Annotated in this window: 22 protein-coding genes; 12 read left to right on the forward strand and 10 right to left on the reverse strand. The window is 65.1% G+C overall.

Going from position 1 to position 26,013, the window contains the following annotated elements:
- Positions 1-211: 211 nt before the first annotated feature.
- On the forward strand, positions 212-2,104 hold the full coding sequence (locus tag ACNFIC_RS11885; protein WP_416781065.1) for a DEAD/DEAH box helicase: 1,893 nt from the start codon (positions 212-214) through the stop codon (positions 2,102-2,104).
- Between the two features lie 115 nt (positions 2,105-2,219).
- Here ACNFIC_RS11885 and ACNFIC_RS11890 read toward each other — a convergent pair whose 3' ends face one another.
- The 3 genes from ACNFIC_RS11890 to ACNFIC_RS11900 form a co-directional block, all read right to left on the reverse strand.
- Complete coding sequence (locus ACNFIC_RS11890) at positions 2,220-2,798, reverse strand: YceI family protein (RefSeq protein ID WP_138219231.1); 579 nt, start codon at positions 2,796-2,798, stop codon at positions 2,220-2,222.
- 34 nt (positions 2,799-2,832) lie between these two features.
- Positions 2,833-3,384 carry a cytochrome b gene (locus ACNFIC_RS11895; RefSeq protein WP_138219232.1) on the reverse strand — a complete coding sequence of 184 codons (552 nt, stop codon included), beginning with the start codon at positions 3,382-3,384 and terminating at the stop codon, positions 2,833-2,835.
- Positions 3,385-3,609: 225 nt separating this feature from the next.
- Positions 3,610-5,490 carry a flavin monoamine oxidase family protein gene (locus ACNFIC_RS11900; protein ID WP_138219233.1) on the reverse strand — a complete coding sequence of 627 codons (1,881 nt, stop codon included), beginning with the start codon at positions 5,488-5,490 and terminating at the stop codon, positions 3,610-3,612.
- Positions 5,491-5,707: 217 nt separating this feature from the next.
- On the opposite strand from ACNFIC_RS11900, the gene ACNFIC_RS11905 reads away from it, so the two are divergent.
- Positions 5,708-7,114 (forward strand): adenosylmethionine--8-amino-7-oxononanoate transaminase, encoded by a 1,407-nt coding sequence (locus ACNFIC_RS11905; protein WP_138219234.1) that lies wholly within the window; start codon positions 5,708-5,710, stop codon positions 7,112-7,114.
- Between the two features lie 184 nt (positions 7,115-7,298).
- Entirely contained in the window at positions 7,299-8,018 is a 720-nt protein-coding gene (locus tag ACNFIC_RS11910) for a 16S rRNA (uracil(1498)-N(3))-methyltransferase (protein ID WP_138219235.1), read from the forward strand.
- Here the strand turns inward: ACNFIC_RS11910 and trhA are convergent.
- The 7 genes from trhA to ACNFIC_RS11945 all read right to left on the reverse strand — a co-directional run bounded on the left by trhA (position 8,015) and on the right by ACNFIC_RS11945 (position 17,505).
- Positions 8,015-8,632 carry a PAQR family membrane homeostasis protein TrhA gene (gene trhA / locus ACNFIC_RS11915; RefSeq protein WP_138219236.1) on the reverse strand — a complete coding sequence of 206 codons (618 nt, stop codon included), beginning with the start codon at positions 8,630-8,632 and terminating at the stop codon, positions 8,015-8,017. The two genes, ACNFIC_RS11910 and trhA, sit on opposite strands and share 4 nt — an antisense overlap.
- A 104-nt stretch (positions 8,633-8,736) precedes the next feature.
- Positions 8,737-9,198: a chemotaxis protein CheW gene (locus ACNFIC_RS11920; protein WP_138219237.1), complete on the reverse strand. Its 462-nt coding sequence runs from the start codon at positions 9,196-9,198 to the stop codon at positions 8,737-8,739.
- A complete protein-coding gene (locus tag ACNFIC_RS11925) occupies positions 9,191-14,062 on the reverse strand; it encodes an Hpt domain-containing protein (protein ID WP_416781172.1) in 4,872 nt (1,623 codons plus the stop codon). The genes ACNFIC_RS11920 and ACNFIC_RS11925 overlap by 8 nt, the downstream gene beginning before the upstream one ends.
- Positions 14,063-14,070: 8 nt before the next feature.
- On the reverse strand, positions 14,071-16,092 hold the full coding sequence (locus tag ACNFIC_RS11930; protein WP_416781173.1) for a methyl-accepting chemotaxis protein: 2,022 nt from the start codon (positions 16,090-16,092) through the stop codon (positions 14,071-14,073).
- 48 nt (positions 16,093-16,140) lie between these two features.
- Complete coding sequence (locus tag ACNFIC_RS11935) at positions 16,141-16,695, reverse strand: chemotaxis protein CheW (protein ID WP_416781066.1); 555 nt, start codon at positions 16,693-16,695, stop codon at positions 16,141-16,143.
- On the reverse strand, positions 16,692-17,057 hold the full coding sequence (gene pilH, locus ACNFIC_RS11940) for a twitching motility response regulator PilH (protein WP_138219240.1): 366 nt from the start codon (positions 17,055-17,057) through the stop codon (positions 16,692-16,694). The genes ACNFIC_RS11935 and pilH overlap by 4 nt, the downstream gene beginning before the upstream one ends.
- 46 nt (positions 17,058-17,103) lie before the next feature.
- Positions 17,104-17,505 (reverse strand): response regulator, encoded by a 402-nt coding sequence (locus ACNFIC_RS11945; RefSeq protein WP_138219241.1) that lies wholly within the window; start codon positions 17,503-17,505, stop codon positions 17,104-17,106.
- A gap of 255 nt (positions 17,506-17,760) precedes the next feature.
- Between ACNFIC_RS11945 and gshB the strand changes: the two genes are divergently transcribed.
- The 9 genes from gshB to hslU all read left to right on the forward strand — a co-directional run bounded on the left by gshB (position 17,761) and on the right by hslU (position 25,926).
- Positions 17,761-18,714 (forward strand): glutathione synthase, encoded by a 954-nt coding sequence (gshB, locus tag ACNFIC_RS11950; RefSeq protein WP_138219242.1) that lies wholly within the window; start codon positions 17,761-17,763, stop codon positions 18,712-18,714.
- A 147-nt stretch (positions 18,715-18,861) separates the two neighbouring features.
- A complete protein-coding gene (locus tag ACNFIC_RS11955; RefSeq protein WP_138219243.1) occupies positions 18,862-19,767 on the forward strand; it encodes an energy transducer TonB in 906 nt (301 codons plus the stop codon).
- Between the two features lie 196 nt (positions 19,768-19,963).
- On the forward strand, positions 19,964-20,533 hold the full coding sequence (locus ACNFIC_RS11960; RefSeq protein WP_138219244.1) for a YqgE/AlgH family protein: 570 nt from the start codon (positions 19,964-19,966) through the stop codon (positions 20,531-20,533).
- On the forward strand, positions 20,533-20,958 hold the full coding sequence (ruvX, locus tag ACNFIC_RS11965; protein ID WP_138219245.1) for a Holliday junction resolvase RuvX: 426 nt from the start codon (positions 20,533-20,535) through the stop codon (positions 20,956-20,958). Before ACNFIC_RS11960 ends, ruvX begins: the two co-directional genes overlap by 1 nt.
- Positions 20,959-21,007: 49 nt before the next feature.
- Positions 21,008-21,526 carry a bifunctional pyr operon transcriptional regulator/uracil phosphoribosyltransferase PyrR gene (gene pyrR / locus ACNFIC_RS11970; protein WP_138219246.1) on the forward strand — a complete coding sequence of 173 codons (519 nt, stop codon included), beginning with the start codon at positions 21,008-21,010 and terminating at the stop codon, positions 21,524-21,526.
- A 12-nt stretch (positions 21,527-21,538) separates the two neighbouring features.
- Complete coding sequence (locus tag ACNFIC_RS11975) at positions 21,539-22,543, forward strand: aspartate carbamoyltransferase catalytic subunit (protein ID WP_138219247.1); 1,005 nt, start codon at positions 21,539-21,541, stop codon at positions 22,541-22,543.
- Positions 22,540-23,811 carry a dihydroorotase gene (locus ACNFIC_RS11980; protein WP_416781067.1) on the forward strand — a complete coding sequence of 424 codons (1,272 nt, stop codon included), beginning with the start codon at positions 22,540-22,542 and terminating at the stop codon, positions 23,809-23,811. The genes ACNFIC_RS11975 and ACNFIC_RS11980 overlap by 4 nt, the downstream gene beginning before the upstream one ends.
- Before the next feature lie 164 nt (positions 23,812-23,975).
- Entirely contained in the window at positions 23,976-24,506 is a 531-nt protein-coding gene (hslV, locus tag ACNFIC_RS11985; protein WP_134690445.1) for an ATP-dependent protease subunit HslV, read from the forward strand.
- Between the two features lie 76 nt (positions 24,507-24,582).
- On the forward strand, positions 24,583-25,926 hold the full coding sequence (gene hslU, locus ACNFIC_RS11990; protein WP_138219249.1) for an ATP-dependent protease ATPase subunit HslU: 1,344 nt from the start codon (positions 24,583-24,585) through the stop codon (positions 25,924-25,926).
- Positions 25,927-26,013: the final 87 nt, after the last annotated feature.

Below are 26,013 nucleotides of genomic sequence, written 5' to 3' on the forward strand. Positions count from 1 at the left end.
CTCGGGCCTTCCCGCCCGGCTCACGCCCGGACGCTCGGCCCCGCCACAGCCTTCCAGACACACGGCAGCGCACTGTTCAGTGCAGACCTGCCATGAACCTGGATGCGCCGTGACCGCCCAGCTGGACCGGACGCGATCGCATCCCTCAGATGCCCGTCGCGCCAGGCAGAACACCCCATAGGGCCCAGCCCCCACGAGAACAGGATTGCCCATGTCCTTTGCTTCCCTCGGTCTCTCCGAGGCTCTTGTCCGCGCTATCGAGGCTGCGGGCTATACCCAGCCCACTCCGGTGCAACAGCGGGCTATCCCCGCCGTGTTGCAAGGCCGCGACCTGATGGTTGCCGCCCAGACAGGTACTGGTAAGACCGGCGGCTTCGCGCTGCCGATTCTCGAGCGCCTGTTCCCGGGTGGCCACCCTGACAAGTCACAGCGCCACGGCCCACGCCAGCCTCGCGTGCTGGTGCTAACGCCGACTCGCGAACTGGCCGCCCAGGTACACGACAGCTTCAAGATCTATGCGCGCGACCTGAACTTCATCAGCGCCTGCATCTTTGGCGGCGTCGGCATGAACCCACAGGTCCAGGCCATGGCCAAGGGCGTCGACGTACTGGTCGCCTGCCCAGGCCGCCTGCTCGACCTCGCCGGCCAAGGCAGCGTCGACCTGTCCAAGGTCGAGATCCTGGTACTCGATGAAGCCGACCGCATGCTCGACATGGGCTTCATCCACGATGTCAAGAAAGTGCTGGCACGCCTGCCGGCCAAGCGCCAGAACCTGCTGTTCTCGGCGACTTTCTCCAAGGACATCACCGACCTTGCCGACAAGCTGCTGCACAACCCCGAGCGCATCGAGGTCACGCCGCCGAACACCACCGTCGAGCGCATCGAGCAGCGCGTCTATCGCCTGCCGGCCAGCCACAAGCGCGCCCTGCTGGCGCACTTGATCACCCTGGGCGCCTGGGAACAGGTGCTGGTATTCACACGCACCAAGCATGGCGCCAACCGCCTGGCCGAGTACCTCGAGAAACACGGCCTGACTGCTGCAGCGATTCACGGCAACAAGAGCCAGAACGCCCGCACCAAGGCGCTGGCCGATTTCAAGGCCAACAGCGTACGTGTGCTGGTGGCCACCGACATCGCCGCACGCGGCCTGGACATCGACCAACTGCCGCACGTGGTCAACTTCGAGTTGCCCAACGTCGAGGAAGACTACGTCCATCGTATCGGCCGTACCGGCCGTGCCGGTCGCTCGGGCGAAGCTATCTCGCTGGTCGCACCCGATGAAGAAAAACTGCTCAAGAGCATCGAGCGGGTCACCAAGCAGAAGATCCCGGACGGTGACCTGATGGGCTTCGACGCTTCGCAAGTCGAAGCCGAGAAACCCGAAGTACGCGAGCGCCAGCAGAACAACGGCCGCGGGGGACGCAACCAGCAGTCCCGTGGCGAAGCCGGCAAGGAAGGCAGCGGCGGGCGCAAGGACAAGGGCAAGGACAAAGGCAAGAACAAGCCTGCGGCCGAGAAGCCTGCCGACAAGGAAAAGTCTGGCGACAAGCCACAAGGCCAACAGCGCAAGCAGCGTGACAAGAAGCCACGCCAGCAACAGGCCGCGCAAGGTCAGAGCGCCATCCCAAAACCCGCTGCCGACCGTGACCCAGAAGAATTCCTGGATGACGACGTCGACAACTTCGGTAACCGCGCCGACTACGTCAGCCCCTACCAGAATGCCAAGAACCAAGGCCGCAACCGCCGTCCGGGTGGCAATGGTGGCCAGGGTCAGGCGCAGGGTCAACGCAGCGGTGGTGGTGGTCAGGGTCAAGGCCGTGGCAATGGCCAGCAGCGCCAAGGCCAGGGTTCCGGTGAAAAACGCGCCCGCAATGGCGGGGCTGGCAACAACGGGGCCCGTCGCGACAACAACGGCGGCCGTAACCGCCGCGATGACACCGCTCGCCAGGAACCCGCCGTGCGCAACCCGCGCGACTCGCAGCCGGCGCCGGTGATCATCCGCAAGGAATCCAAGCTCGACCGTTACCCAACCCCCGAGCAACTGGACGATCTGCCAAGCCGCCCACGCGGCGAGCGCCCGGCGCTGCTGACCCGCAAGGGCTGAAGGACCGCGCCAGCGCCCACAGCACTGTAGGCGCTGGCAAACCTTCGATGAAGCACCTGTCGCACAAATAAAAACGCCGCCCCTAGGGCGGCGTTTTCGTTACTGGCGAAGCCGATTACTTCTGCTTCACGCCTTCGACGCTGATATCCAGGTCCAGGGTCTGCGAGGTTGGGCCCGGGCCCTTGATGCCGAAGTCGTTCAGGTTCAGGGTGGTGGTGGCGTTGAAGCCAGCACGCTCGCCGCCCCACGGATCCTTGCCCTCACCGTTGAAGGTAGCCTTGAAGGTGACCGGCTTGGTCACGCCGTGCAGGGTCAGGTCGCCAGTCACGTCAGCGGTCTTGGCACCGGTGGACTTGACGGCGGTGGAGACGAACTTGGCGTCTGGGTATTTCTTGACGTCCAGGAAGTCGGCACTGGCGATGTGCTTGTCACGTTCGGCGTGGTTGGACCACACGCTTGCGGTTTTCAGGTCCACGCTGATCTTGCTGGCTTCAGGCTTGGCACTGTCCCAGGTGAAGTTACCGTCGAAGTCCTTGAAGGTACCGTGGATGAAGCTGTAGCCCAGGTGGCTGATTTTCCAGTCAACGAACGCGTGCTGGCCTTCCTTGTCGATCTTGTATTCGGCGGCCATGGCCTGGCCGGCACAGATCAGAGCGGAACCGAGCGCCAGAGCGGCAAAAGTCTTTTTCAACATCCTTACTTCCTTCCTTTGCAATTGAGGTTGAGAGTCAAGCTTTGCGGCCCAGCATACGGGTGAGGGTCGCGTCACGGTCGATGAAATGATGTTTCAAGGCTGCCAGGCCATGCAGCACGGCAAAAATCACCAGCCCCCAGGCCAACCACAGGTGGATCACCCCGGCGGTATCGGCCTGATCAGGCAAATCGCTGATCAGTGCCGGTACTTCGAACAGTCCGAACACCGGGATACCCACACCGTCGGCGGTAGAAATCAGGTAGCCCGCCGCCATGACTGCGAACAACCCGAGGTACAACGCCAAGTGGCCGAGTTTGGCCGAAATCCGGGTCAGTGGGCCATGATTGGCTGGTGCCGGCGGCGGTGGGCTGACGAAGCGCCAGAGCACCCGCAGCACCATGACCGCCAGCAAAACCATGCCGATGCTCTTGTGCAGGTCAGGACCCGACTTGCGCCATGGACTGTAGTAATCCAGCCCCACCATCCACAGCCCAAGGCCGAACAGGCCAAACACTGCCAGTGCCACGCCCCAGTGCAGGACGAGGCTGACAGCGCCATAGCGAGAAGATGAGTTGCGCAATTGCATGTTGGCGTATTTCCCCGTGAAAGCTGTCCACAGACTAGCGCGTAACGTATCGAATAAAAGCGGAAAAAATTGCTTCGGATTATCTAATAATCCGATATTTAGTGTGCAAGCGTCCCGTTAAGGAAACATTAACGCCAGAGGCACGCAAGGGGGATTTGGAGACACACCGCCGGGCAAGCCCCCCCCCCATCGTGTAGTGCGGAGCGGGCCTGGCCGGGGCTCACATCAGTTGGCCTTGGCCTGGGTGTTGGTCACGGCCTTTTTCGCAGGCTCGGTCTTGGCGGCGGACTTCTTCGCCGGCGCAGGCTTGGCGGCAGGCTTGTGCGTCTGCTTGGCGGCCGGCTTGTGGGCTGCAGGTTTGGCTGCAGCGGGCTTGGCAGGCGCCACTTTGGCCGGCGCTTGCTCAGCCACGCTGGCAGCCGGGGTCGGTGCAGGGGCGGCGGGCGCTGCAGGAGCGGCGACCGGCGCCGGGGCCACGGTCTCAGCCTTGGCGGCCGGAGCGGCCTTGACCTCAGGCTTGTCACCCATCCCGAACAGACGCGAGAAGAAGCCAGGCTTGTCTTGCTTGGGAGCTTCAGCCTTAGCGGCCTCTGGCTTGGCCTCAGTCTTGGCGGACGAACCGCCGAACAGGTTGGAGAAGAAGCCGCCCTTGTCCTTGGTCGCGACGGCAGCGGCCGTCCCTGCAGCAGCAGCCGCCGCTACCGGTGCAGCCTTGACCGGGTCGAACGATTTGCCCGCCGCCAGATCCTGCACTTGGCTGGCGGCGCGCTGGCCACTGCGCAGGGCGCCTTCCAGCGTACCGGGGTACAGCGCATCGGTGTGCTCGCCCGCGAAGGCGATTCGCTGTACCGGGCGCTCCCACAGGCGCCAGAACTTGCTGATCTGGCCCGGACCATAGGCCAGGTAGGCGCCTCCTGTGCCTGCGTCGGTGCTGTAACGACGAACCTCGTAGCCGGTGAAGGCTCCACGGGCCTGTGGATAGAAGGCGTGCAGGCGGATCAGCACCTGATCGACCATCTGCTTGTCGCCAAACGCCTGCAACAGGCGGGCGTTATCGCCAGACAGGTTGATCACCACATTGGCGCCACCCTTGAGCGCCGGCTCGATCCACAGCATACCAAGGCCGGTGTTGCTGAAGATCTCGCCCGACATGCGCGCACGGCTCTCCCACACCGGGTTCTTGAACTTGAGCATCAACTGGTCGCGCCAGCCGTAGTTGGTGCCCTTGAGCGCGGCCAGGTGCTGGTTATCCAGGCCGGGTGTGATCTGGATCTTGGCCAGTGCGCGCAGCGGCACGGCCATCACCAGGTAGTCGGCCTGGTAGCCTACAGCACCGACCTTGACCGTCACGCCGTCCTTGTCCTGCACGATGGCGGTGACCGGCGAGCTGGTCTTGATGGTCTTGAGCTGCTTGACGAAGGCCTGGGCCAGCACCGGGCTGCCACCAGGCAGGCGCGCAGCGCGCAGGTCGCGGTCGCTGACGTTGCGGTACACGCGGTTCTGCTGGGCGAAGTACAGCAGCGACAGGCGCGAAGGTTCGTCATAGCGCGTGCGGATCTGCTGGTTGACCAACTGGCGGGCGGTGGCGGGCAGTTGCAGCTTATCCAGCCAGGTGGCGACGTTGATCTGGTCGAGCGCGAACAAAGTGCTGTTGGCGGCCGGGTTCAGCGGGTCTTCAATCGAGCGCGCGAGGTCATCGAGGGTCTTTTCGTAACGCTTGAGCGCCTCGGCCGTGGCCGGTTGCTTGGCGGCCAGGTCGGCGGCGCTGAAGTACTCGCCGTCGATCAGATAGCCAGGGGTGCGCACGAACTCAGGCGCCGGCAAGGTGCCAACCTTGAAGCGCTCCAGGTACTGGTTGAGCACCGGCTGCGTCTTGCCATTGCCAATCCATTCACTGGTGGCCAGGCCAGAGCGCCCGCCGATACCCGACTTGGCTTCGAGCAAGGTCACCTGCCAGCCCTTGCCTTGCAGCTCGTAGGCCGCCGTCAAACCTGCCAGGCCACCGCCGACGACGATCGCCGTCGGGGTTTTGTCCTTGGCCAGGGCCGCACCACTGGACACACCAATCAATACCAACGCGCACAGGCGCACCCAAGCAGCAGCCATGTCGGCGAACTCCGGATCAGAAGTGACAGAAATAAAGGGGAGGAACGCCCCGAGAAAAGTGCGCTAAGAATACGTCAGCCCCCGCCCCCCCGCCAGCACAGCGACATCAAGTGCCTTTGCCGGCTGGTTTTTTCATCTTCGGCTGCGGTTGTCCTGCCCCTCGGCATTGCTTAGGCTAACGCGGTCAAACCAAGCCGTACCGCCAGGAGAAGTGCCCATGGGCCTCAACGATCAGTGGATGCAGCGCGACCTCAAGGTCCTGTGGCACCCCTGCACCCAGATGAAAGACCACGAGCAACTGCCGCTGATCCCCATCCGCCGTGGCGAGGGCGTCTGGCTCGAAGACTTCGAGGGCAAACGCTACCTCGATGCGGTCAGTTCCTGGTGGGTCAACGTGTTCGGTCACGCCAACCCACGCATCAACCAGCGCATCAAGGATCAGGTCGATCAGCTGGAGCATGTGATCCTGGCAGGCTTCAGCCATCAGCCGGTGATCGAGCTGTCCGAGCGCCTGGTGGCGATGACCCCGGCAGGCCTGGAGCGGGTGTTCTACGCCGATAACGGCTCATCGTGCATCGAAGTCGCGCTGAAAATGAGCTTTCACTACTGGCAGAACACCGGCAAGCCGGACAAGAAACGCTTCGTCACCCTGACCAACAGCTACCATGGCGAAACCATCGCCGCGATGTCGGTAGGCGACGTGCCGCTATTCACCGAAACCTACAAGGCTCTGCTGCTGGACACACTGAAGGTGCCCAGCCCGGACTGCTACCTGCGCCCCGAAGGCATGGGCTGGGAAGAGCATTCACGCAACATGTTCGCCGCCATGGAGCAGACCCTGGCCGAACACCACGCCAGCATCGCGGCGGTGATCGTCGAGCCGCTGATCCAGGGTGCCGGTGGTATGCGCATGTACCATCCGGTGTACCTCAGGCTGCTGCGCGAGGCCTGCGACCGCTACGATGTGCACCTGATCCACGACGAGATCGCCGTGGGCTTCGGCCGCACCGGCACGATGTTCGCCTGCGAGCAGGCCGGCATCCGCCCGGACTTCCTGTGCCTGTCCAAGGCCCTGACCGGGGGCTACCTGCCGCTGGCCGCCTGCCTGACCACCGACAAGGTGTACCAGGCGTTCTACGACGACTACCCGACCCTGCGCGCGTTCCTCCACTCGCACAGCTACACCGGTAACCCACTGGCCTGCGCGGCCGCGCTGGCGACCCTGGATATCTTCGAGCAGGACAACGTGATCGAGGCCAACAAGGCCCTGTCCGCGCGCATGGGCAGTGCCACCGCGCACCTGGCCGAACACGCCCATGTCGCGGAAATCCGCCAGACCGGCATGGCCTTGGCGATCGAAATGGTCCAGGACAAGGCCGGCAAGGTCGCCTACCCCTGGCAGCAACGGCGCGGCCTGAAGGTGTTCGAGCATGCCCTGAGCCGTGGCGCGCTGCTGCGTCCGCTGGGCAGCGTGGTGTACTTCCTGCCGCCCTACGTAATCACCCCCGAGCAGATCGACTTCCTTGCCGAAGTGGCCAGCGAAGGGATCGACATTGCCACCCGCGATAGCGTCAGCGTGGCGGTGCCTGCAAACTTCCACCCTGACTTCCGCGATCCGGGCTAGACCCTAACCTGTACGCGCCCGTGTGTAGGAGCCGCCTTGCGCCGCGAAAGGCCGCAACGCGGCCCCTGCTATTTCCGCTGCGAAGCTGCACTCTGGGGCCACTTCGCAGCCCTTTGCGACCGGTCCGGCGCCCCGGCAAGGCCTCACACAGGGCGATGTCCGCCACCACATTCCGAGCCTGAACATGAGACTGTCCCGCTTTTTCATCGACGCCCCCCTGAGCCTTGGCGAGCACGATCTCCCCGAAGCCCAAGCCCACTACATCGGCCGCGTGCTGCGCATGGCCGCCGGCGACGCCGTGCAACTGTTCGACGGCAGTGGCCAGGAATACCTCGGCCAACTGCTTGAAGTGGGCAAGAAGAGCGTGCGCGTGAGCCTCGAACAAACCCTGCCCGGTCAGGCCGACTCACCGTTGCATGTGCACCTTGGCCAAGGCCTGTCGCGCGGCGAGCGCATGGACTGGGCGATCCAGAAAGCCACTGAACTGGGGGTCAACGCCATCACCCCGATCGTCAGCGAACGCTGCGAAGTACGGCTCAAGGATGAACGCGCCGACAAGCGCCTGGCCCACTGGCGCCAAGTAGCGATCAGCGCCTGCGAGCAATGCGGTCGCTCGACCCTGCCTGTGATCCACCCGCCGCTCACCCTGGCCGAATGGCTCAAAGCGACCGAGGCGGACCTCAAGCTGGTGCTCCACCCCGTTGCGCAGCCGCTGACCAGCCACGCCAAACCCGCCCGCCTGGCGTTCCTGATTGGCCCCGAAGGCGGTCTGAGCGATGCCGAGGTGGAGCAGGCCAAGACCGCCGGTTTCCATGCCGCGCGCCTCGGCCCACGGGTGCTGCGCACCGAGACCGCGCCGGTGGTGGCGCTGTCGGTGGCGCAGCAACTGTGGGGTGATTTCTAGCGGACGTAGAAAAATACCGCGATGAAGTGCATCAGGCTGCCAGCGATGACGAACAGGTGCCAGATGCCGTGCCAGTGGCGAAAACGGCTGTCGAAGGCGAAGAAAATGATGCCGACGGTGTACAACACACCGCCAGCCGCCAGCCAGCCAAAGCCCGCCGTGCCCAGGCTGTGCAGCAGCGGCTTGACCGCTACCAGCACGATCCAACCCATCACCGCGTAGATCACGATCGACAGGATCCGCGCCTCAGAGCGCGGCTTGATCTCTTGCAGCATGCCGATCAGCGCCAGCCCCCAGACCACCCCGAACAGGCTCCAGCCCCACGGCCCGCGCAAGCTGACCAGGCAGAACGGTGTGTAGCTGCCGGCGATCAGCAAGTAGATCGACAGGTGATCGAGCTTGCGCATCACCCGCTTCGCTCGCCCGCGCGTGCTGTGGTACAGGGTGGAAATGCTGTAGAGCAACAGCAGCGTGAAGCCGTAGATGGAGAAGCTGACGATCTTCCACGGATCGCCCTGCAGGCCGGCACCGACGATCAGCCAAATGGCCCCGATACAGGCAAGGACCGCACCGACCAGATGCGTCCAGGCGTTGAAGCGTTCACCGTAATACATGCAAACACAGACCTCTTCGCTAGCCTCAAGTTTCAAGCTGCAAGCACCAAGCAAGAGCGGAGCCGCAGTGATCAGCTTGCCGCTTGCAGCTTACAACTTGAAGCTCAAGAAAGTTGCGCGTCACGCACCAGTCTTTCCAGCCCCGCCAGGTCCGGCACTCGGGCCACCTGCTCGCCCACCTGTACCGCCGCCAGTTCAAGCCCGGCCAGCGGCACATCGACGTAGTTGAGCTGGCTGTCCAACTTGCACGAGCGCGGAATACCCTGCAGCAGCACCGCCAAGTAGCGCAGCCCGGTATCGCCCAACGCGTTGAGCACCACGATCCGGGCCCGCTCACCGCACGGTGTCTGCCCGCCACAGGCCGCCTCGAAGCCGATCAACGGCAGGCGCTGCTGGCGCCAGTCCACCCAGCCCAGATGCCAGGTGTGCTCACCCGGCTCGCACACTGGCGCGCGTTGCCCGATCAGCTCGGCCACGGCGACATTCGGTAACACCAGGGTACGATCACCCAGGGGCAGCAACAGCCCGGTCAGGCTGCTGCGCTGTCTGGCGATATGTTCAAGCATGCGGCTGGCTCCAATGGGCGATGCTGTGCAACAGGACCGACTCCTGGTAGGGCTTGCCGAGGTAATCGTTGACCCCGATGGCCATGGCCCGGTCACGGTGCTTCTGCCCGGTGCGCGAGGTGATCATGATGATCGGCAGGTGCTGCAAACGCGCATCGCGGCGGATCCGCGTCGCCACTTCGAAACCGTCCATGCGCGGCATCTCGATATCCAGCAGCAGCACATCGGGGCGGTGCTCTTCGAGCAGGGCCATGGCGTCGACTCCGTCCTTGGCGGTCAGCACGCTCATTCCGTGGCGCTCCAGCAGGCGGCTGGTGACCTTGCGCACGGTCACCGAGTCGTCCACCACCATCACCAGCAGCGGCCGACGCGGTGCCGGGCCGATCAACGAGCGCGGGTTGTCGGCCTCCCCCGGCAAGCGCGCCAGGCGCCGCTGCTGACCGCGCAACTGGCCCAGCAGGTCGAGAATCAAAACCACCCGGCCATCCCCCAACAAGGTCGCACCCGACAAGCCAGGTACCGCCGCGAACTGCGGCCCCAGGCTCTTGACCACGATCTCGCGGCTCGCTGACAGGCTATCGACCTGGATCGCGAACGACTGCTCGTGCGAATGCGTCAACAGCACCGGCAGTGGCACGCTCTGCCCCAGCAAGGCAGGCTGGCCACTGCCCTGCACCAGCTCACCAAGGTAGCGCAGGGCATAATCGTGTCCGGCATAGCTGTAGCGCGGCGGATCGCGGCGATAGCAAGCCTCCAGCTCCGCAGGTGGCACCCGTACGATGCCCTCGATGGTGTTCAGCGGGATGGCGTATTGCTCATCGCCCAGGTGCACCATCAACGCGCGGTTCACCGACACGGTGAACGGCAGGCGAATCAGGAAGCGCGCGCCCCGGCCTGGGCTCGACTCGATGCTCATCGAGCCGCCGAGCTGCTTGACCTCCTCATGCACCACGTCCATGCCCAGCCCACGCCCAGAGATCTGGGTGATTTTTTCTGCCGTGGAAAAGCCGGGACGCAGGATGAACTGCAAGATTTCATGGTCGCTGAGCTGCGCATGGGGTGACAGCAGCCCACGCTTGATCGCCTTGCTGCGCACGGCCTCCAACGGCACACCGGCGCCGTCGTCACTCATCTCGATGACGATATCGGCGCCTTCGTGCAGCAAGTTAAGGTGAATGGTGCCCAACTCCGGCTTGCCGGCGGCCAGGCGCGCCTCGCGCGACTCCAGACCGTGGTCCACGGCGTTGCGCAACATGTGTTCGAGCGGCGCCACCATACGCTCCAGGACGCTGCGGTCCAGCTCGCCCTCAGCGTTGCCCACCACCAGCTCGACCTGCTTGCCCAGTTCGCTGGCGACCTGCCGCACCACCCGTTGCAGGCGTGGCACCAGGCGCTCGAACGGCACCATCAACGTGGCAGTCAGGCCCTCTTGCAGTTGGCTGTTGACCCGCGCTTGCTGCTGCAAAAGGCTGTAAGTCTCCTGCGAGCGCTGTAGCAGCGTCTCGCGCAGGTCGAGCAGGTCCGAGGCCGACTCGAACAACGCCCGCGACAGCTGCTGCAACTGCGAGTGACGGTCCATCTCCAGCGGGTCAAAGTCGTCGTAGACGTCGCTTTCGAACGCCTGGCGGCTCAGGATCCGCCCTTGGGTCTCGATATCCAGGCGCAGCAGCTGGTCACGCATGCGCTCCAGGGTGGTTTCCATTTCGCTGAGGGCGAACTGGGCATCGTTGACCTGTTGCTCGATCCGCCCGCGAATCACCGCATGCTCGCCGGCCAGGTTGCCCAGGTCGTCCAGCAACTCGGCATCGACCTTGACCATGTCAGCAGCCCGCTCCGGGGCGACGGCAGGCGCCTCGGCCGTTGCCGTCTCGAGGTGCGGCTGGCCTGCGGCGCTATCGGTCAATGCGGCGCTGGAGAAGTTGCGGATGTAGTCGATCAGCGCAGTGGCAGCATGCAGTGGCTGGCCGAGGCGCACCGCATCAAGCATGTGCGCCAGGCGGTCATGGCAGTTTTGTAGCAGGCTGAACAACGCTGGCGTCGGCGGCAAACGCCCGGCGGCGAGCAGTTCGTAGAGAAATTCCAGTTCATGGGCCAGGTCGCCGATGGCGGCGATCTCGACCATGCGCGCACCGCCCTTGAGGGTGTGCAGGTCGCGCAGCAGGTTTTCGACCTCCACCGTGCTACGGGGGTCGGCCTGCCAACGGGCCAGGGATTCGGCGGCGCTCTCGACGATGTCCGAGCTTTCTTCGAGGAAGACCTCCAACAGTTCCTTGTCGCCGGCGTTCGCTTCGGTGTCATCCGGCGCCACCGCCAGCGGCTGTACCGTCTGGCCGCCGACCACCCCCAGCGCGCTTGGGTCGAGGGCATCGTCGAGCAGCCCGCGCAAGGCCGCCAGGCACTCGGGACGGGCACTCGGGTCCTGGCCTGCGGCAATTTCGTCGAGCAGGTCGAACAGGCTTTCGTGGCCCTCGCGGGCCACGCCGAAGAAGCGCGCCGAGGCCGACAAGCTACCCTCCTCCACGGCCCCGTACAGGTCGAGCAAGCCTTCGCAGACTTCGTCCACCTGCCACAGCTCGGCCTGGTGTGCGGCGTGGCCGAGCTGGGTCATGACATCGAGCAGGGTTTCGAGCCCCTGGCGCTGCGTGGGGTGTTGCTCCCACTCGGCCAGCAAGGTGTCGGCCTCCAGCAGGATATCCATGGCTTGGCCGAGGAAGGCTGCGAGCAACTGCGGATCGCGGCGGCGGCGGCGTGCCGGATGCAGCTCGGTGTGCTGCTGGGCGAGCCGCGCATCGACGGTCTGGCCGACCTGCTCGATCAGCTCGACCGCACCAGGGATCGGAGCCAACGGCGTGCTGCCCAGCTGCGCCAGGCCCAGGTGGAACAGCGCCCGGGCGGCTTCCAGCAATTCGATCTCCACCCGCAGCAGGGGCTGCTCGTGGGCTTTGTATTCGCGGACCAGCCGATCCAGCGCCGTGGCCAGTTCTGCCACTGGCATCACCCCAGCCATCGCCGCGCTGCCCTTGAGGGTGTGCAGGGCGCGCTGCAAGCTGTCGCTGACTGGCGTGCCTGTGGGGTCGGCGGCTTGCAGGCAGGCATCGAGCCCGGCCAAGTGGCCCTGGGCTTCGTTGCGGAAGATCTCCAGCAGGTTCGGGTCGAGCCCGTCAATGTTGGCCCCGGGCGCGGCATCGTTTAGCGCCAGCGCGTGCAGGTGGGCGGCCAACTGCTCGACTTCGGCGGTAGCCGGCACCAGGCCGGCGGCAAAGTCGGCCAACAGGTCGGGCAGGCGCACGAACACCTGCTGCAACGCCACCAGCCCTTCGGCGCTAAGCACGATGCGCCCTTCGAGCACACGGTTGAGCAGGTGCTCGGCGCCCCAGGCCAGCTCTGCCAGGGCCTGGGCGTGCACCATGCGCCCACTGCCCTTGAGCGTGTGCAGGGCACGGCGCACTTCCACCAGGGCATCGCGCAGGCTGTTGTCGGCGCGCCAGCGTAGCCAGTGCCGCTCAATCTCCGGCAGCAGCTCGCCGGCCTCTTCGAGAAAGACCTCGCGTAGCTCGTCGTCGATGCCATCGATCGCCGCCAAGGCCTGCGGGCTGGCCTCGCAGGAGCGGCACTGCACCCCAAGCGCGGCCAGGCTGGCGTGGGCCATGTCGATGAAACGCTGCGCGTCGGCCAGCGGATCGGCCACGCGCCATTGCAGGTAGGCCTCACAGGCGCACAGGGCATCGGCCAGGTGCGCCAGCTCGTCAGGCAAAGGCTCTTGCTCCAGATGCCCCAGCCAGCCTTGTACGTAGCCTGCGCAACCGGCAAACAGTTCGGCGGCCACCGGCAGCATGAGCATGGCCATGGCCCCGCGAACTTGCTGGAACAAGCCGGGCAGCGCTTGCAGGTGTTGGCGTGACCAGTCCGACTCAAGGCAATCGCCGATCAGGTCCTTGGCCTGCTGCAACACGTTCAGCGACTCATTGAGCACCAGTTGGCGGGTATCGGCCAGGTCCGCGCCAGGCAGGCTGCCAGGTGTGGTCTCTTCCAACGGCCCGACCATGCCGTTGAGGGTCGCCTCGACATATAACAGTGCGCCGGCTACATCCATGAGCAGCGCTTCGTCGGCCGCATCGTCCTGCTCGACCAGGGCTTGCAGCGCCAGCACCTGGTCGATGATCACCCGTCGCGGCTGCTGGAAGCCCAGCACCGCAAGGGTGTCGGCGACATGCCGCAGCGGCGCGATCAGGGCCTGCAGCGGTTCGCGCGGTGGGCGCTCGGCATTCACGACAGGGTCCAGGTGCTCCTTGATACGCATCAGGTCATCGCACAAGGCCATCACTACCGAGCGCAGCGCGTCGCGCCCAGGGCCGGCCTGCATGTGCTCGCGCCAGCTGCCCAGCGACAGGTCGAGGTCGGCCAGGTCCGCCGCACCCGCCAGGCGCTGGCCGAACTCACCCAGCAGGCTGCCTTGGGCCAAGGGTTCGGCACCACGGCACTGCCGCAACTGGTTGAGCAGCGGCAGAACCACCAGCGGCAGGTCATGCCGCGCACCGCGCAGCCGGTCGAGGTAGGGCGGCAGTTGCTCAAGCCCGCGGAACAACGCCCCCAGGCAATCGCCGCGCGGGCTGACCTGGCCCTCGGCCAGGGCTCGCCCGAGCAGTTCCAGCTCTTCGGCCAGACGCGTGGCGCCGGGTAGCTGGAACATACGCAGGCAGCCATGTACCTGATGCAGGTTGTCGATGAAGAAGGCCAGGATCGACACGTCGTCCGGGGTGCCGGAAAAGCGCTCCAACGCCTGGCGCGCCTGGCCCAGGCAGTCGAGGATCGGCGCCTTGGCCCAGGCCAGGGCCACGGTGTCGTGGCGGGTATCACCCGCCATCACGCCATTCACGAGCGCTCGACCTTGGGCAAGGTGAAACCGGACACCGAGCGGCGCATCTCGCTGGCCATGCGCGCCAGGTGGCGAATGCTATCGGCAGTGGCGCCGGAGCCTGCGGAGGTCTGCGCGGTGATCTGCTGGATCACCGCCATGGTGTGGGAAATCTGCCCGGCTGAAGAGGTCTGCAACTGGGCGGCATCGGAAATGCTGTGGATCAGCTCGGCCAAGGTCTGCGACACGCCTTCGATCTCGGCCAGCGCCACGCCGGCGTCCTGGGCTAGCCGCGCGCCACGGACAACCTCGGCGGTGGTCTGCTCCATCGAGGTGACTGCCTCGTGGGTGTCGGCCTGGATGGTGCGTACCAGCGCTTCGATCTGCCGGGTGGCCGAAGACGAACGCTCGGCCAGGCGTTGTACCTCGTCGGCTACCACGGCGAACCCACGCCCGGCCTCGCCGGCCAGCGAGGCCTGGATCGCCGCGTTGAGGGCGAGAATGTTGGTCTGGTCGGCAATGTCGTCGATCAGGCTGACGATATCGCCAATCTCCTGGGAAGATTCGCCCAAACGCTTGATCCGTTTGGCGGTGTCCTGGATCTGCTCGCGGATGTTGTCCATGCCATGGATGGTGTTGTGCACCACCTCATTGCCCTTGTTGGCGATGGCCACCGAGCGCTCGGCCACCTTGGCCGACTCGTAGGCGTGGGCCGATACCCGGTCGATCGACTCGACCATGTCGCCGACAGCCTCGGACGCCTCGCTGATCTGGTCGGCCTGATGCTCCGAAGCCTTGGCCAACTGGCGCGCAGTGTTCTGCGTGTCTTGCACCGCCGCCGCCACCTGCTCGGCACTGTGGTTGATAGTGGCGACCAGGTCGCGCAGTTGGTCGACCGAGTAGTTGATCGAATCGGCGATGGCCCCGGTGAAGTCCTCGGTGACTGACACCGTGACGGTCAGGTCGCCGTCGGCCAGCTCTTCGATTTCGTCCAGCAGGCGCATGATCGCCTGCTGGTTACGTTCGTTCTTCTCGGCGGTCTCGCGCAACTGGCGGTGGGTGGCGCGCACCATCACCAGCCCGATGAGGATGATCGAGGCCAGTGCCAGCAGGCCAAGCACGTAGCCGCCTACGGTATCCAGGGTGCGTCCGCCTGCAAGGTTCTCGAAGCCGTTGGCCAGGTGCGAGGCTTCATCGAGCAGGGTCTGGGAAAGACTGAAGATGTTGCTGGCGGCCTCGCGTACGCGAAACAGCTCGGGCGAGGTTTCGAGGATCTCGTCGACCGAACCTGCGACAAATTGGAACAGCTCGGAGATTTCCGCCAGACGCGCACGCGCGTCGGTGTCCTCGACCCGGGTCACGTGAATGGCCGGATTGCCCGCCAGCATGCCTTCGAGCACTTGGCCGAAACGGCTGGCATCGCGGCCAAACGCATCGGCGGCCTGCACCGAGGCTTCGTCGCCCGCCAGCACCGTATTGACCGATCCGAGGATGCGCTCGGCCAGCAGCAACTGGCGTTGGGCCACGGCCACCTGAGCGGCCGGGGCGCCACTTTGCAGCAGAATCTCGACCACCTTTTCATACTCGACCTGCAACTGTGGCACGGTTTCGGCCAGGGTCGCCGCTACCTGGTGCAGCGACAGCACGGTCTGCTCACTGCCCAGGATGGTGTCGGTGTTCTTGCGCAGGTTGTCCCAGTCCTGGCGCACCGCATCCATTTCCTCGCGCACGGCGGCCGGTGCCGACGGCAAGCCGGTGCTCTTGTCGCCATGACGCAGGTAGTCCCAACGCCGCTCGAAATCGTTGCGCGCATCGCTCAGCTGACGGAACGCCAAGGCTTTGCCGGTGGCCGCCTCGGTGGCGTTCTTGGCGATGCGCTGGGAGAGCACGCGCAACTCGCCGGCATGCCCGATGTACTGCTTGTCGTGATTGGACTGGGTGTTGAGGTAGGCGAAATTGGCGAACAGCAGAATGATCGACAGGATCAGGACCACGAACAGCACGGTGATCTGCGCAGTGCTGCGCGGGCGCTGGACCACGGCGGCGGGAGAAACGGAAGGGCCCGGCTTGTTCACGTCGAAAATCCTCTACAACGCCACATCGAGAAAGCCCGGCGCCTGGGCCAGGGCGAACGGGCTGAAGATCGCCCAATTGCGCTCACGCGGGAAATGCCCCTGGACGTAAGGCGCGGCCGCGCGGATCAGCGGCTGCGGCGGCGACAGCTCCAGACTGTTCAAAGCGAAGTGCTGTAGCCCCATCACCTCGTCGACCAGCAACCCGGCGAACAGCTCTTCGTGATCCAGCACCAGCACCCGGCGCTGCTTGCCTGGCGCTGCCGGCCCCAGCCCGAAAAACGCACACAGATCCATCACCGGCAGCAACCGCCCACGCAGGTTAGCCATCCCGCGCACCCAGGGCTGTACCCCCGGCACACGGCTGCTGCGGGGCTCACGCAGAACCTCGGCGACCTCGCCCATGGGCGCGACGAACCACTGCCCGGCGATGCGAAAGCCGATGCCGCTCCACTGCTGCAGGCGGGTGTCTTGCAGCGGCTGGTCGGCCACCAGCAGGCGACAGCGCCGGTCAATGTCCAGCAGCAACTCGAAGGCGGTCAGCGACGCGCCCTGGGGGCGGGTGGTCAAGCGCCGAGCACCTCGCTGAGCTTGGCGATCAGCGCGTCTTCCTCGACCGGCTTGGTCAGGAAATCCCGGGCGCCCTGGCGGGCCGCCCAGATGCGGTCGGTTTCCTGATCCTTGGCAGTCACCACCACCACCGGAATGGCGCTGGTTTCCGGGTCCTTGCTCAACTGGCGGGTGGCCTGGAAGCCGTTCATGCCAGGCATGACGATGTCCATCAGCACCGCGTCGGGTTTTTCCTGGCGGGCCAGGGCCACGCCGTCGGCGCCGTTGTCGGCCTTGAGGACCTGGTGGCCGTGTTTTTCGAGCCACTCGGTCAATCGGTACATTTCTGTCGGCGAGTCGTCGACAATCAGAACTCGGGCCATGCTCTTTCCCCATGAGGAACGTGAAACGCCGCCTCGGCGGGCGGTGTCAGGGTGCGTGTTGCGGCTGCTCGACGAAACCGGGCACGTGGGCACGGATCGCATCGAGCAGTTCTTCCTTGCTGAACGGCTTGGTCAGGAACTGGTCGGAACCCACCACCCGACCGCGGGCCTTGTCGAACAGGCCATCGCGGGAAGACAGCAGGATCACCGGGGTGTCGCTGAATTCGTGGTTGTGCTTGATGACCGCGCAGGTCTGGTAACCGTCCAGGCGCGGCATGAGCACATCGACGAAGATGATGTGCGGCTTGTGATCGACGATCTTGGCCAGGGCATCGAAGCCGTCGCTGGCGGTGATCACCTCGCAACCGGCCTCGCCGAGCAACATCTGCGCAGTGCGGCGGATCGTGCGCGAATCGTCGATCACCATCACCTTCAGGGGGTGTTCCATAGATTTTGCCACCATTGCTGCTCTCGCCTGAGCGGCAAGCTGCGAGCACACACGGCAAGAAAGAGCAGATCGCTGCACAGGGCTTCATTCTTGTAGCTTGCGGCTCGAAACTTGAAGCTTGTTCGCGCCTTTTTAACACAGTCCCGGTAGCCATTCCATCTGCCCGCCCCTTGACCAGGCGCGCGCCCGGCGCCACCCTGAGCCACTTTCATTTTCGTGCCATCGCGGCCAGTGGCCGCCAAGAGGAATTACCCCATGAGCGTTCGCCTCGGGATTGTCATGGACCCCATCGCGTCCATCTCCTACAAAAAGGACAGCTCGCTGGCCATGTTGCTGGCCGCCCAGGAACGTGGCTGGGAGCTGTTCTACATGGAGCAGCGCGACCTGTACCAGGCCCAGGGCAAGGCCCGCGCACGGATGCGCCCGCTGAAGGTGTTCGCCGACCCGGCGCGCTGGTTCGAGCTTGGCGATGAACAGGACAGCCTGCTGTCAGAGTTGAACGTGATCCTGATGCGCAAGGATCCGCCTTTCGACATGGAGTTCGTCTACAGCACCTACCTGCTGGAGCAGGCCGAAGCCGAAGGCGTGCTGGTGGTCAACCGCCCGCAAAGCCTGCGCGACTGCAACGAAAAGCTCTTTGCCACGTTGTTCCCGCAGTGCACCCCGCCGACGCTGGTCAGCCGCCGCCCGGACATCATCCGCCAATTCGCCGCCGAGCATGGCGATGTGATCCTCAAGCCGCTGGACGGCATGGGCGGCACCTCGATCTTCCGCCACCGCGCCGGTGACCCGAACCTGTCGGTTATCCTCGAAACCCTTACCGCCCTGGGCGCGCAGCAGATCATGGCGCAGGCCTACCTGCCGGCCATCGTGGACGGCGACAAGCGCATCCTGATGATCGACGGCGAGCCGGTGGACTACTGCCTGGCACGCATCCCGGCCAGCGGCGAGACCCGCGGCAACCTGGCCGCCGGTGGCCGTGGCGAGGCCCGCCCGCTGACCGAGCGCGACCGCTGGATCGCCGCCCAGGTCGGCCCGACCCTGCGTGCCAAAGGCCTGCTGTTCGTCGGCCTGGACGTGATCGGCGAGCACCTCACCGAAATCAACGTCACCAGCCCAACCTGCATCCGCGAGATCGATGCAGCGTTCAACACCAATATCGGTGGCCAGTTGATGGACGCCATTGATCGCCAGTTGCAGGCACGCTGACCGAGGACACGCGGCAATACCGCGCAGTGGGGTATGATGCGCAGCCGCAAGCTTCAAGCCGCAAGCCACAAGCACCAACCGGCCTGCACCGAACCGCTCTTGCTTGGAGCTTGCAGCTTGTAACTCGAAGCTGCCCTTGGATATCCGATGACGCTCCCCGCCGACATCCCCTCCGACCTGCTGCCACCCCGCGTCCGCCCGGTGGACCGGCTAGGCTTTACCCTGTTCCTGGCGGCCCTGGTGCACCTGGCGCTGATCCTCGGCGTGGGTTTCAGCGTGGTCAAACCAGCCGACATCCGCCAGACCCTGGACATCACCCTGGCCACCTTCAAGAGCGAGAAAGCGCCCGAGAAAGCCGACTTCCAGGCCCAGGAAAACCAGCAGGGCAGCGGCACGCTGGACAAGAAGGCGGTTCCCAAGACCACTGAAGTGGCGCCGTTCCAGGACAGCAAGATCAACAAGGTCACCCCGCCCCCTGCCGCCCGCCAGGAGGTGCCACCGCCTGTGGTGCAGCACAAGTCCGCCGTCACCACCCAGGCGCCCAAGGCGCAGAAGGTCGAGCCCAAGCCAAAGGAAACCAAGCCCCAGCCGCAGGCCGAGGCCAAAGTGCCAGACTTCGACAGCTCGCAGTTGTCGAGCCAGATCGCCAGCCTTGAGGCGGAGCTTTCCAACGAGCAGCAGCGCTACGCCAAGCGCCCGCGCATTCACCGCCTGAACGCCGCCTCGACCATGCGCGACAAGGGCGCCTGGTACAAGGAAGAGTGGCGCAAGAAGGTCGAACGCATCGGCAACCTCAACTACCCCGAGGAGGCCCGGCGCCAACAGATGTACGGCAGCTTGCGCCTGATGGTGTCGATCAACCATGACGGTTCGCTGTATGAGGTACTGGTACTGGAGTCGTCTGGCCAGCCGGTGCTGGATCAGGCGGCCCAACGCATCGTGCGGCTGGCGGCGCCGTTCGCGCCATTCACCGGCGACATGGCCGAGTTCGACCGGCTGGAAATCATTCGCACCTGGCGCTTTGCCCGTGGGGACAAGCTGTCGAGTAACTGACAAAGGCCCGCCTGGCCCGTGTAGGAGCGGCCTTGTGCCGCGAAAGGGGCGCGTAGCGGCCCCGACGATAGGTGCCATAGCCAAGATCCTGGGGCCGCTGCGCAGCCCTTTCGCGACACAAGGCCGCTCCTACAAGGGAGTGCATGGCGCATCGAGCACCTTGTCAGCCTCGCCACCTGGCGCCACACTAGCGCTCATGAAAACCATCAGCCCCAGCTACCTAAAGCACCAGTTCCTGATCGCCATGCCGCACATGAGCGACCCGAACTTCGCGCAAACGCTGACTTATATCGTCGAGCACAACGCCAACGGCGCCATGGGGCTAGTGGTCAACCGGCCGCAGGAGCTGAACCTGGCCGATATCCTGGAGCAACTGCGCCCCGACGAGCAGCCGCCGGCCAGCACCTTGCAGGTGCCCATCTACCAGGGCGGCCCGGTGCAGACCGACCGCGGCTTCGTGCTGCACAGCAACGAGTGCAGCTTCCAGGCAACGGTGGCGCTTGAAGGGCTGTCGCTGACCACCTCGCAGGACGTGCTGCTGGCCATCGCGGCGGGCGTGGGGCCCAAGCAGAGCCTGATCACCCTCGGCTACGCCGGCTGGGAAGCAGGGCAACTGGAAGCCGAGCTGGCCGACAACGCTTGGCTCAACTGCCCGTTCGACTCCGAGATCATCTTCGGCCTGGCCAGCGACCTGCGCCTGGACGCTGCCGCCGCGAGCCTGGGCATCAACCTCAGCCTGCTCACCAGCCAGGCAGGCCACGCCTGATGGCCGAACTGCGCCTACTGCTGGGCTTCGACTACGGCAGCAAACAGATCGGCGTGGCGGTCGGCCAGGTGATCACCGGCCAGGCCCGCGAGCTGTGCACGCTCAAGGCCCAAAACGGCGTGCCGGACTGGAACCAGGTGGAGAAGCTGATCAAGGAATGGAAGCCCGATGCCATCGTCGTTGGCCTGCCGCTGAACATGGACGGCACCCCCAGCGAGATGAGCGAGCGCGCCGAAAAGTTCGCCCGCCGCCTGCACGGGCGCTACAACCTGCCGGTACACACCCACGACGAGCGCCTGACCACCTTCGAAGCCAAGGGCGAGCAGATGGCCCGGGGCAACCGTCACGGCAGCTATCGCGACAACCCGGTCGACGCCATCGCCGCCGCGCTGCTGCTGCAAGGCTGGCTGGAGGCCAACACTTAAATCCGCTTTGCCGCCGGAGCCACCCGGCACCCCGCCCAAGGAGCACGCAATGAGCCTACCCAATCCCGCCGAGCTGATCCGGCAGATGGCCGTCGACCTTCGCGCCCACCTGGCCCGCCGTGCCATTACCGAACCACGCTACATCGGCATCCGCACCGGTGGCGTGTGGGTGGCCCAGGCGCTGCAAGCCGAGCTGGGCGACAGCAGCCCGCTGGGCACGCTCGACGTCTCGTTCTACCGTGACGATTTCAGCCAGAACGGCCTGCACCCGCAGGTGCGCCCCTCGGAGCTTCCGTTCGAGATCGAAGGCCAGCATCTGGTGCTGATCGACGACGTGCTGATGAGTGGCCGGACCATTCGTGCCGCCCTCAACGAACTGTTCGACTACGGTCGCCCGGCCAGCGTAACGCTGGTGTGCCTGCTCGATCTGGACGCCGGTGAGCTGCCGATCCGCCCCAATGTGCTAGGTGCCACCCTGTCGCTGGCTGCCCATGAACGGGTAAAATTGACCGGACCCGCCCCGCTCGCCCTCGAGCGCCAGGACCTCGCACCCGCATCCGCCCTTTAAGAGTCCCCTGCGATGACGCCATTCGACGCCAAGCGCCCGCTGCAGCTCAATGATCAGGGCCAGCTACGCCATTTCCTCTCGCTCGACGGTTTGCCCCGCGAACTGCTCACCGAGATCCTCGAGACCGCCGACTCGTTCCTCGAAGTCGGCGCTCGAGCCGTGAAGAAAGTCCCGTTGCTGCGCGGCAAGACGGTGTGCAACGTGTTCTTCGAGAACTCCACCCGCACCCGCACTACGTTCGAACTGGCAGCCCAGCGCCTGTCGGCGGACGTGATCAGCCTCAATGTGTCGACCTCCTCGACCAGCAAGGGCGAAACCTTGTTCGACACCCTGCGCAACCTCGAAGCCATGGCCGCCGACATGTTCGTCGTGCGCCACTCCGACTCCGGTGCTGCGCACTTCATCGCCGAGCACGTTTGCCCGGACGTGGCCGTGATCAACGGTGGCGATGGCCGCCACGCACACCCGACCCAGGGCATGCTCGACATGCTGACCATCCGCCGCCACAAAGGCAGCTTCGAGAACCTCTCGGTGGCGATCGTCGGCGACATCCTGCACTCGCGCGTGGCCCGCTCGGACATGCTCGCGCTCAAGACCCTGGGCTGTCCGGATATCCGCGTGATCGGCCCGAAAACCTTGATTCCGGTGGGTATCGAGCAGTATGGCGTGAAGGTCTACACCGACATGGCCGAAGGCCTGAAAGACGTCGACGTGGTGATCATGCTGCGCCTGCAACGTGAACGCATGGCCGGCGGCCTGCTGCCCAGCGAAGGTGAGTTCTACCGCCTGTTCGGCCTGACCACCGCGCGCCTGGCCGGCGCCAAACCCGATGCCATCGTCATGCACCCAGGCCCTATCAACCGCGGCGTGGAGATCGAGTCGGCGGTCGCCGACGGCAAACATTCGGTGATCCTCAACCAGGTCACCTACGGCATCGCCGTCCGCATGGCGGTGCTGTCCATGGCCATGAGCGGACAGAACGCGCAACGTCAATTCGACCAGGAGAACGCCCTGTGACCATCAGTATCATTGGCGCCCGGGTGATCGATCCGCACAGCGGCCTGGACAGCGTTACCGACCTGCACCTGGACGGCGGGCGCATCGTTGCCCTCGGCGCGGCGCCGACCGGCTTCAGCGCCAGCCGCGTGATCGAGGCGCATGGCCTGGTGGCCGCGCCAGGCCTGGTAGACCTGGGCGTATCGCTACGCGAGCCGGGCTATAGCCGCAAAGGCAACATCGCCAGCGAAACCCGCGCGGCGGTGGCTGGTGGTGTCACCAGCCTGTGCTGCCCGCCGCAAACCAAGCCGGTGCTCGACACCCCAGCGGTGGCCGAGCTGATTCTCGACCGTGCCCGCGAAGCTGCCAACAGCAAGGTCTACCCGATCGGCGCCCTGACCAAGGGCCTGGAAGGCGAGCAACTGGCCGAGTTGGTGGCGCTGCGCGACACCGGCTGCGTAGCGTTCGGCAACGGCCTGAAAGAGATCCCCAACAACCGCACCCTGGCCCGCGCGCTTGAGTACGCCGCGACTTTCGACCTGACCGTGGTGTTCCACTCGCAGGACCGCGACCTGTCGCAAGGTGGCTTGGCCCACGAAGGCCCGATGGCCAGTTTCCTGGGCTTGCCCGGCATCCCTGAAAGCGCCGAAACCGTAGCCTTGGCGCGCAACCTGCTGCTGGTCGAGCAAAGCGGCGTGCGTGCCCACTTCAGCCAGATCACCAGTGCCCGTGGCGCGCGGCTGATCGCCCAGGCCCAGCAACTCGGGCTGCCGGTGACCGCCGATGTGGCGCTGTACCAGCTGATCCTCACCGACGAGGCGCTGCGCGACTTTTCCAGCCTGTACCACGTGCAACCGCCGCTGCGTACCGCCGCCGACCGCGACGGCCTGCGCGAGGCGGTCAAGTCCGGTGTGATCCAGGCGATCTCCAGCCATCACCAGCCCCACGAGCGTGACGCCAAGCTGGCCCCATTCGGTGCCACTGAGCCGGGCATCAGCAGCGTCGAGTTGCTGCTGCCGCTGGCAATGACGCTGGTCGAGGATGGCCTGCTCGACCTACCAACCCTGCTCGCACGCCTGTCCAGTGGCCCGGCCGCTGCACTGCGCCTGCCAGCGGGCGAGCTGAAAGTCGGCGGCGCGGCAGACCTGGTGCTGTTCGACCCACAAGCCTCCACCGTGGCGGGCGAGCAATGGTTCTCGCGCGGCGATAACTGCCCGTTCATCGGCCACTGCCTGCCGGGTGCGGTGCGTTATACCCTGGTCGATGGGCACGTCTGCCACGAGGCCTGAGCGCGTCATCCGTTGCCTGCGCGATCCCTGTAGGAGCGGCCTTGTGCCGCTCCTACAGGGGCGGTGCAAAGGCGACCATTCATCTTCCCCGGTTGAAATCCTTCCCCCCACCCCCATATGTCTCTGCATCAGGCATTTTCGCCCCGCTGCGTGGAGACTCTCCCTTGACTACCATCGTTTCTGTCCGCCGTAACGGCAAAGTCGTCATGGGCGGCGACGGCCAGGTTTCCCTCGGCAACACCGTGATGAAAGGCAACGCCAAGAAAGTCCGGCGCCTGTACAACGGCCAGGTAATCGCAGGCTTCGCCGGCGCCACTGCCGACGCCTTCACACTGTTCGAGCGCTTCGAAGCCCAGCTGCAGAAACACTCCGGCCATCTGGTGCGTGCTGCCGTGGAACTGGCCAAGGAATGGCGTACCGACCGCTCGCTCAGCCGCCTGGAAGCGATGCTGGCCGTTGCCAACAAGGACGCCTCCCTGATCATCACCGGCAACGGCGACGTGGTCGAACCCGAAGACGGCCTGATCGCCATGGGTTCCGGTGGCGCCTACGCCCAGGCCGCCGCCCGCGCCCTGCTGAACAAGACCGACCTCTCGGCCCGTGAAATCGCCGAGACCGCCCTGAACATCGCCGGTGACATCTGCGTGTTCACCAACCACAACCTGACCATCGAGGAGCAGGACCTGGCCGAGTGATCAGCTGTTCTGGCGCCCCACCTCGGTGGTGGGGCTTTTCCACGCTGACCCATTCTGCTCGAGGACCATATTCACCATGTCCATGACCCCCCGCGAGATCGTCCACGAACTCAACCGCCACATCATCGGCCAGGACGACGCCAAGCGCGCCGTGGCCATCGCCCTGCGCAACCGCTGGCGGCGCATGCAGCTACCCGCCGAACTGCGCCAGGAAGTGACCCCCAAAAACATCCTGATGATTGGCCCCACCGGCGTGGGCAAGACTGAAATTGCCCGACGCCTGGCCAAGCTGGCCAACGCGCCGTTCATCAAGGTCGAGGCGACCAAGTTCACCGAGGTCGGCTATGTCGGCCGTGACGTCGAATCGATCATCCGCGACCTAGCCGATGCCGCCCTGAAGATGCTGCGTGAGCAGGAAATCGTGCGGGTGCGCCACCGCGCCGAAGACGCCGCCGAAGACCGCATCCTCGATGCCCTGCTGCCGCAAGCACGGGTCAGCAGCTTCAGCGAGGAAGCCCAGCAGAGCAGCAGCGATTCCAACACCCGCCAGCTGTTCCGCAAGCGCCTGCGTGAAGGTCAGCTGGACGACAAGGAAATCGAAATCGAAGTTGCCGAGAACATGGGCGTCGAGATTGCCGCGCCGCCCGGCATGGAAGAGATGACCAACCAGCTACAAAGCCTGTTCGCCAACATGGGCAAGGGCAAGCGCAAATCGCGCAAGCTGAAGGTCAAGGACGCCCTGAAGATGGTTCGCGACGAAGAAGCCAGCCGTCTGGTCAACGAGGAAGAACTCAAGGCCAAGGCCCTGGAAGCGGTCGAGCAGCACGGTATCGTGTTCATCGACGAAATCGACAAGGTGGCCAAGCGCGGCAACGTCGGCGGCGCCGATGTGTCCCGCGAAGGTGTACAGCGCGACCTGCTGCCGCTGATCGAAGGCTGCACGGTCAACACCAAGCTGGGCATGGTCAAGACTGACCATATCCTGTTCATCGCCTCTGGCGCGTTCCACCTGAGCAAGCCGAGCGACCTGGTGCCTGAATTGCAAGGCCGCCTGCCGATCCGTGTCGAGCTCAAGGCGCTGACCCCGGAAGACTTCGAGCGCATCCTCAAAGAGCCGCACGCCTCGCTGACCGAGCAATACCGCGAGCTGCTCAAGACCGAAGGCCTGAACATCGCCTTCGCCGACGAGGGCATCAAGCGTCTGGCCGAGATCGCCTTCCAAGTCAACGAGAAGACCGAGAACATCGGTGCCCGTCGCCTGCACACCCTGCTTGAGCGCCTACTCGAAGAGGTGTCGTTCAGCGCCGGCGACTTGGCCAGCGCCCACGACGAGACGCCGATCAACATCGACGCTGCGTATGTGAACAGCCACCTGGGTGAGCTGGCACAGAACGAAGACCTGTCGCGTTACATTCTGTAAGCGCCAAGCTGAAAGCTGCAAGCGACAAGCTCGATTGTGTCGCTTGCAGCGGCGCTGCTCTGCAGGTCTATCTGCGGCGCAAGGTGC

It is taken from the genome of Pseudomonas sp. NY15463 (assembly GCF_048068415.1).
Lineage (GTDB): Bacteria > Pseudomonadota > Gammaproteobacteria > Pseudomonadales > Pseudomonadaceae > Aquipseudomonas > Aquipseudomonas mosselii_C.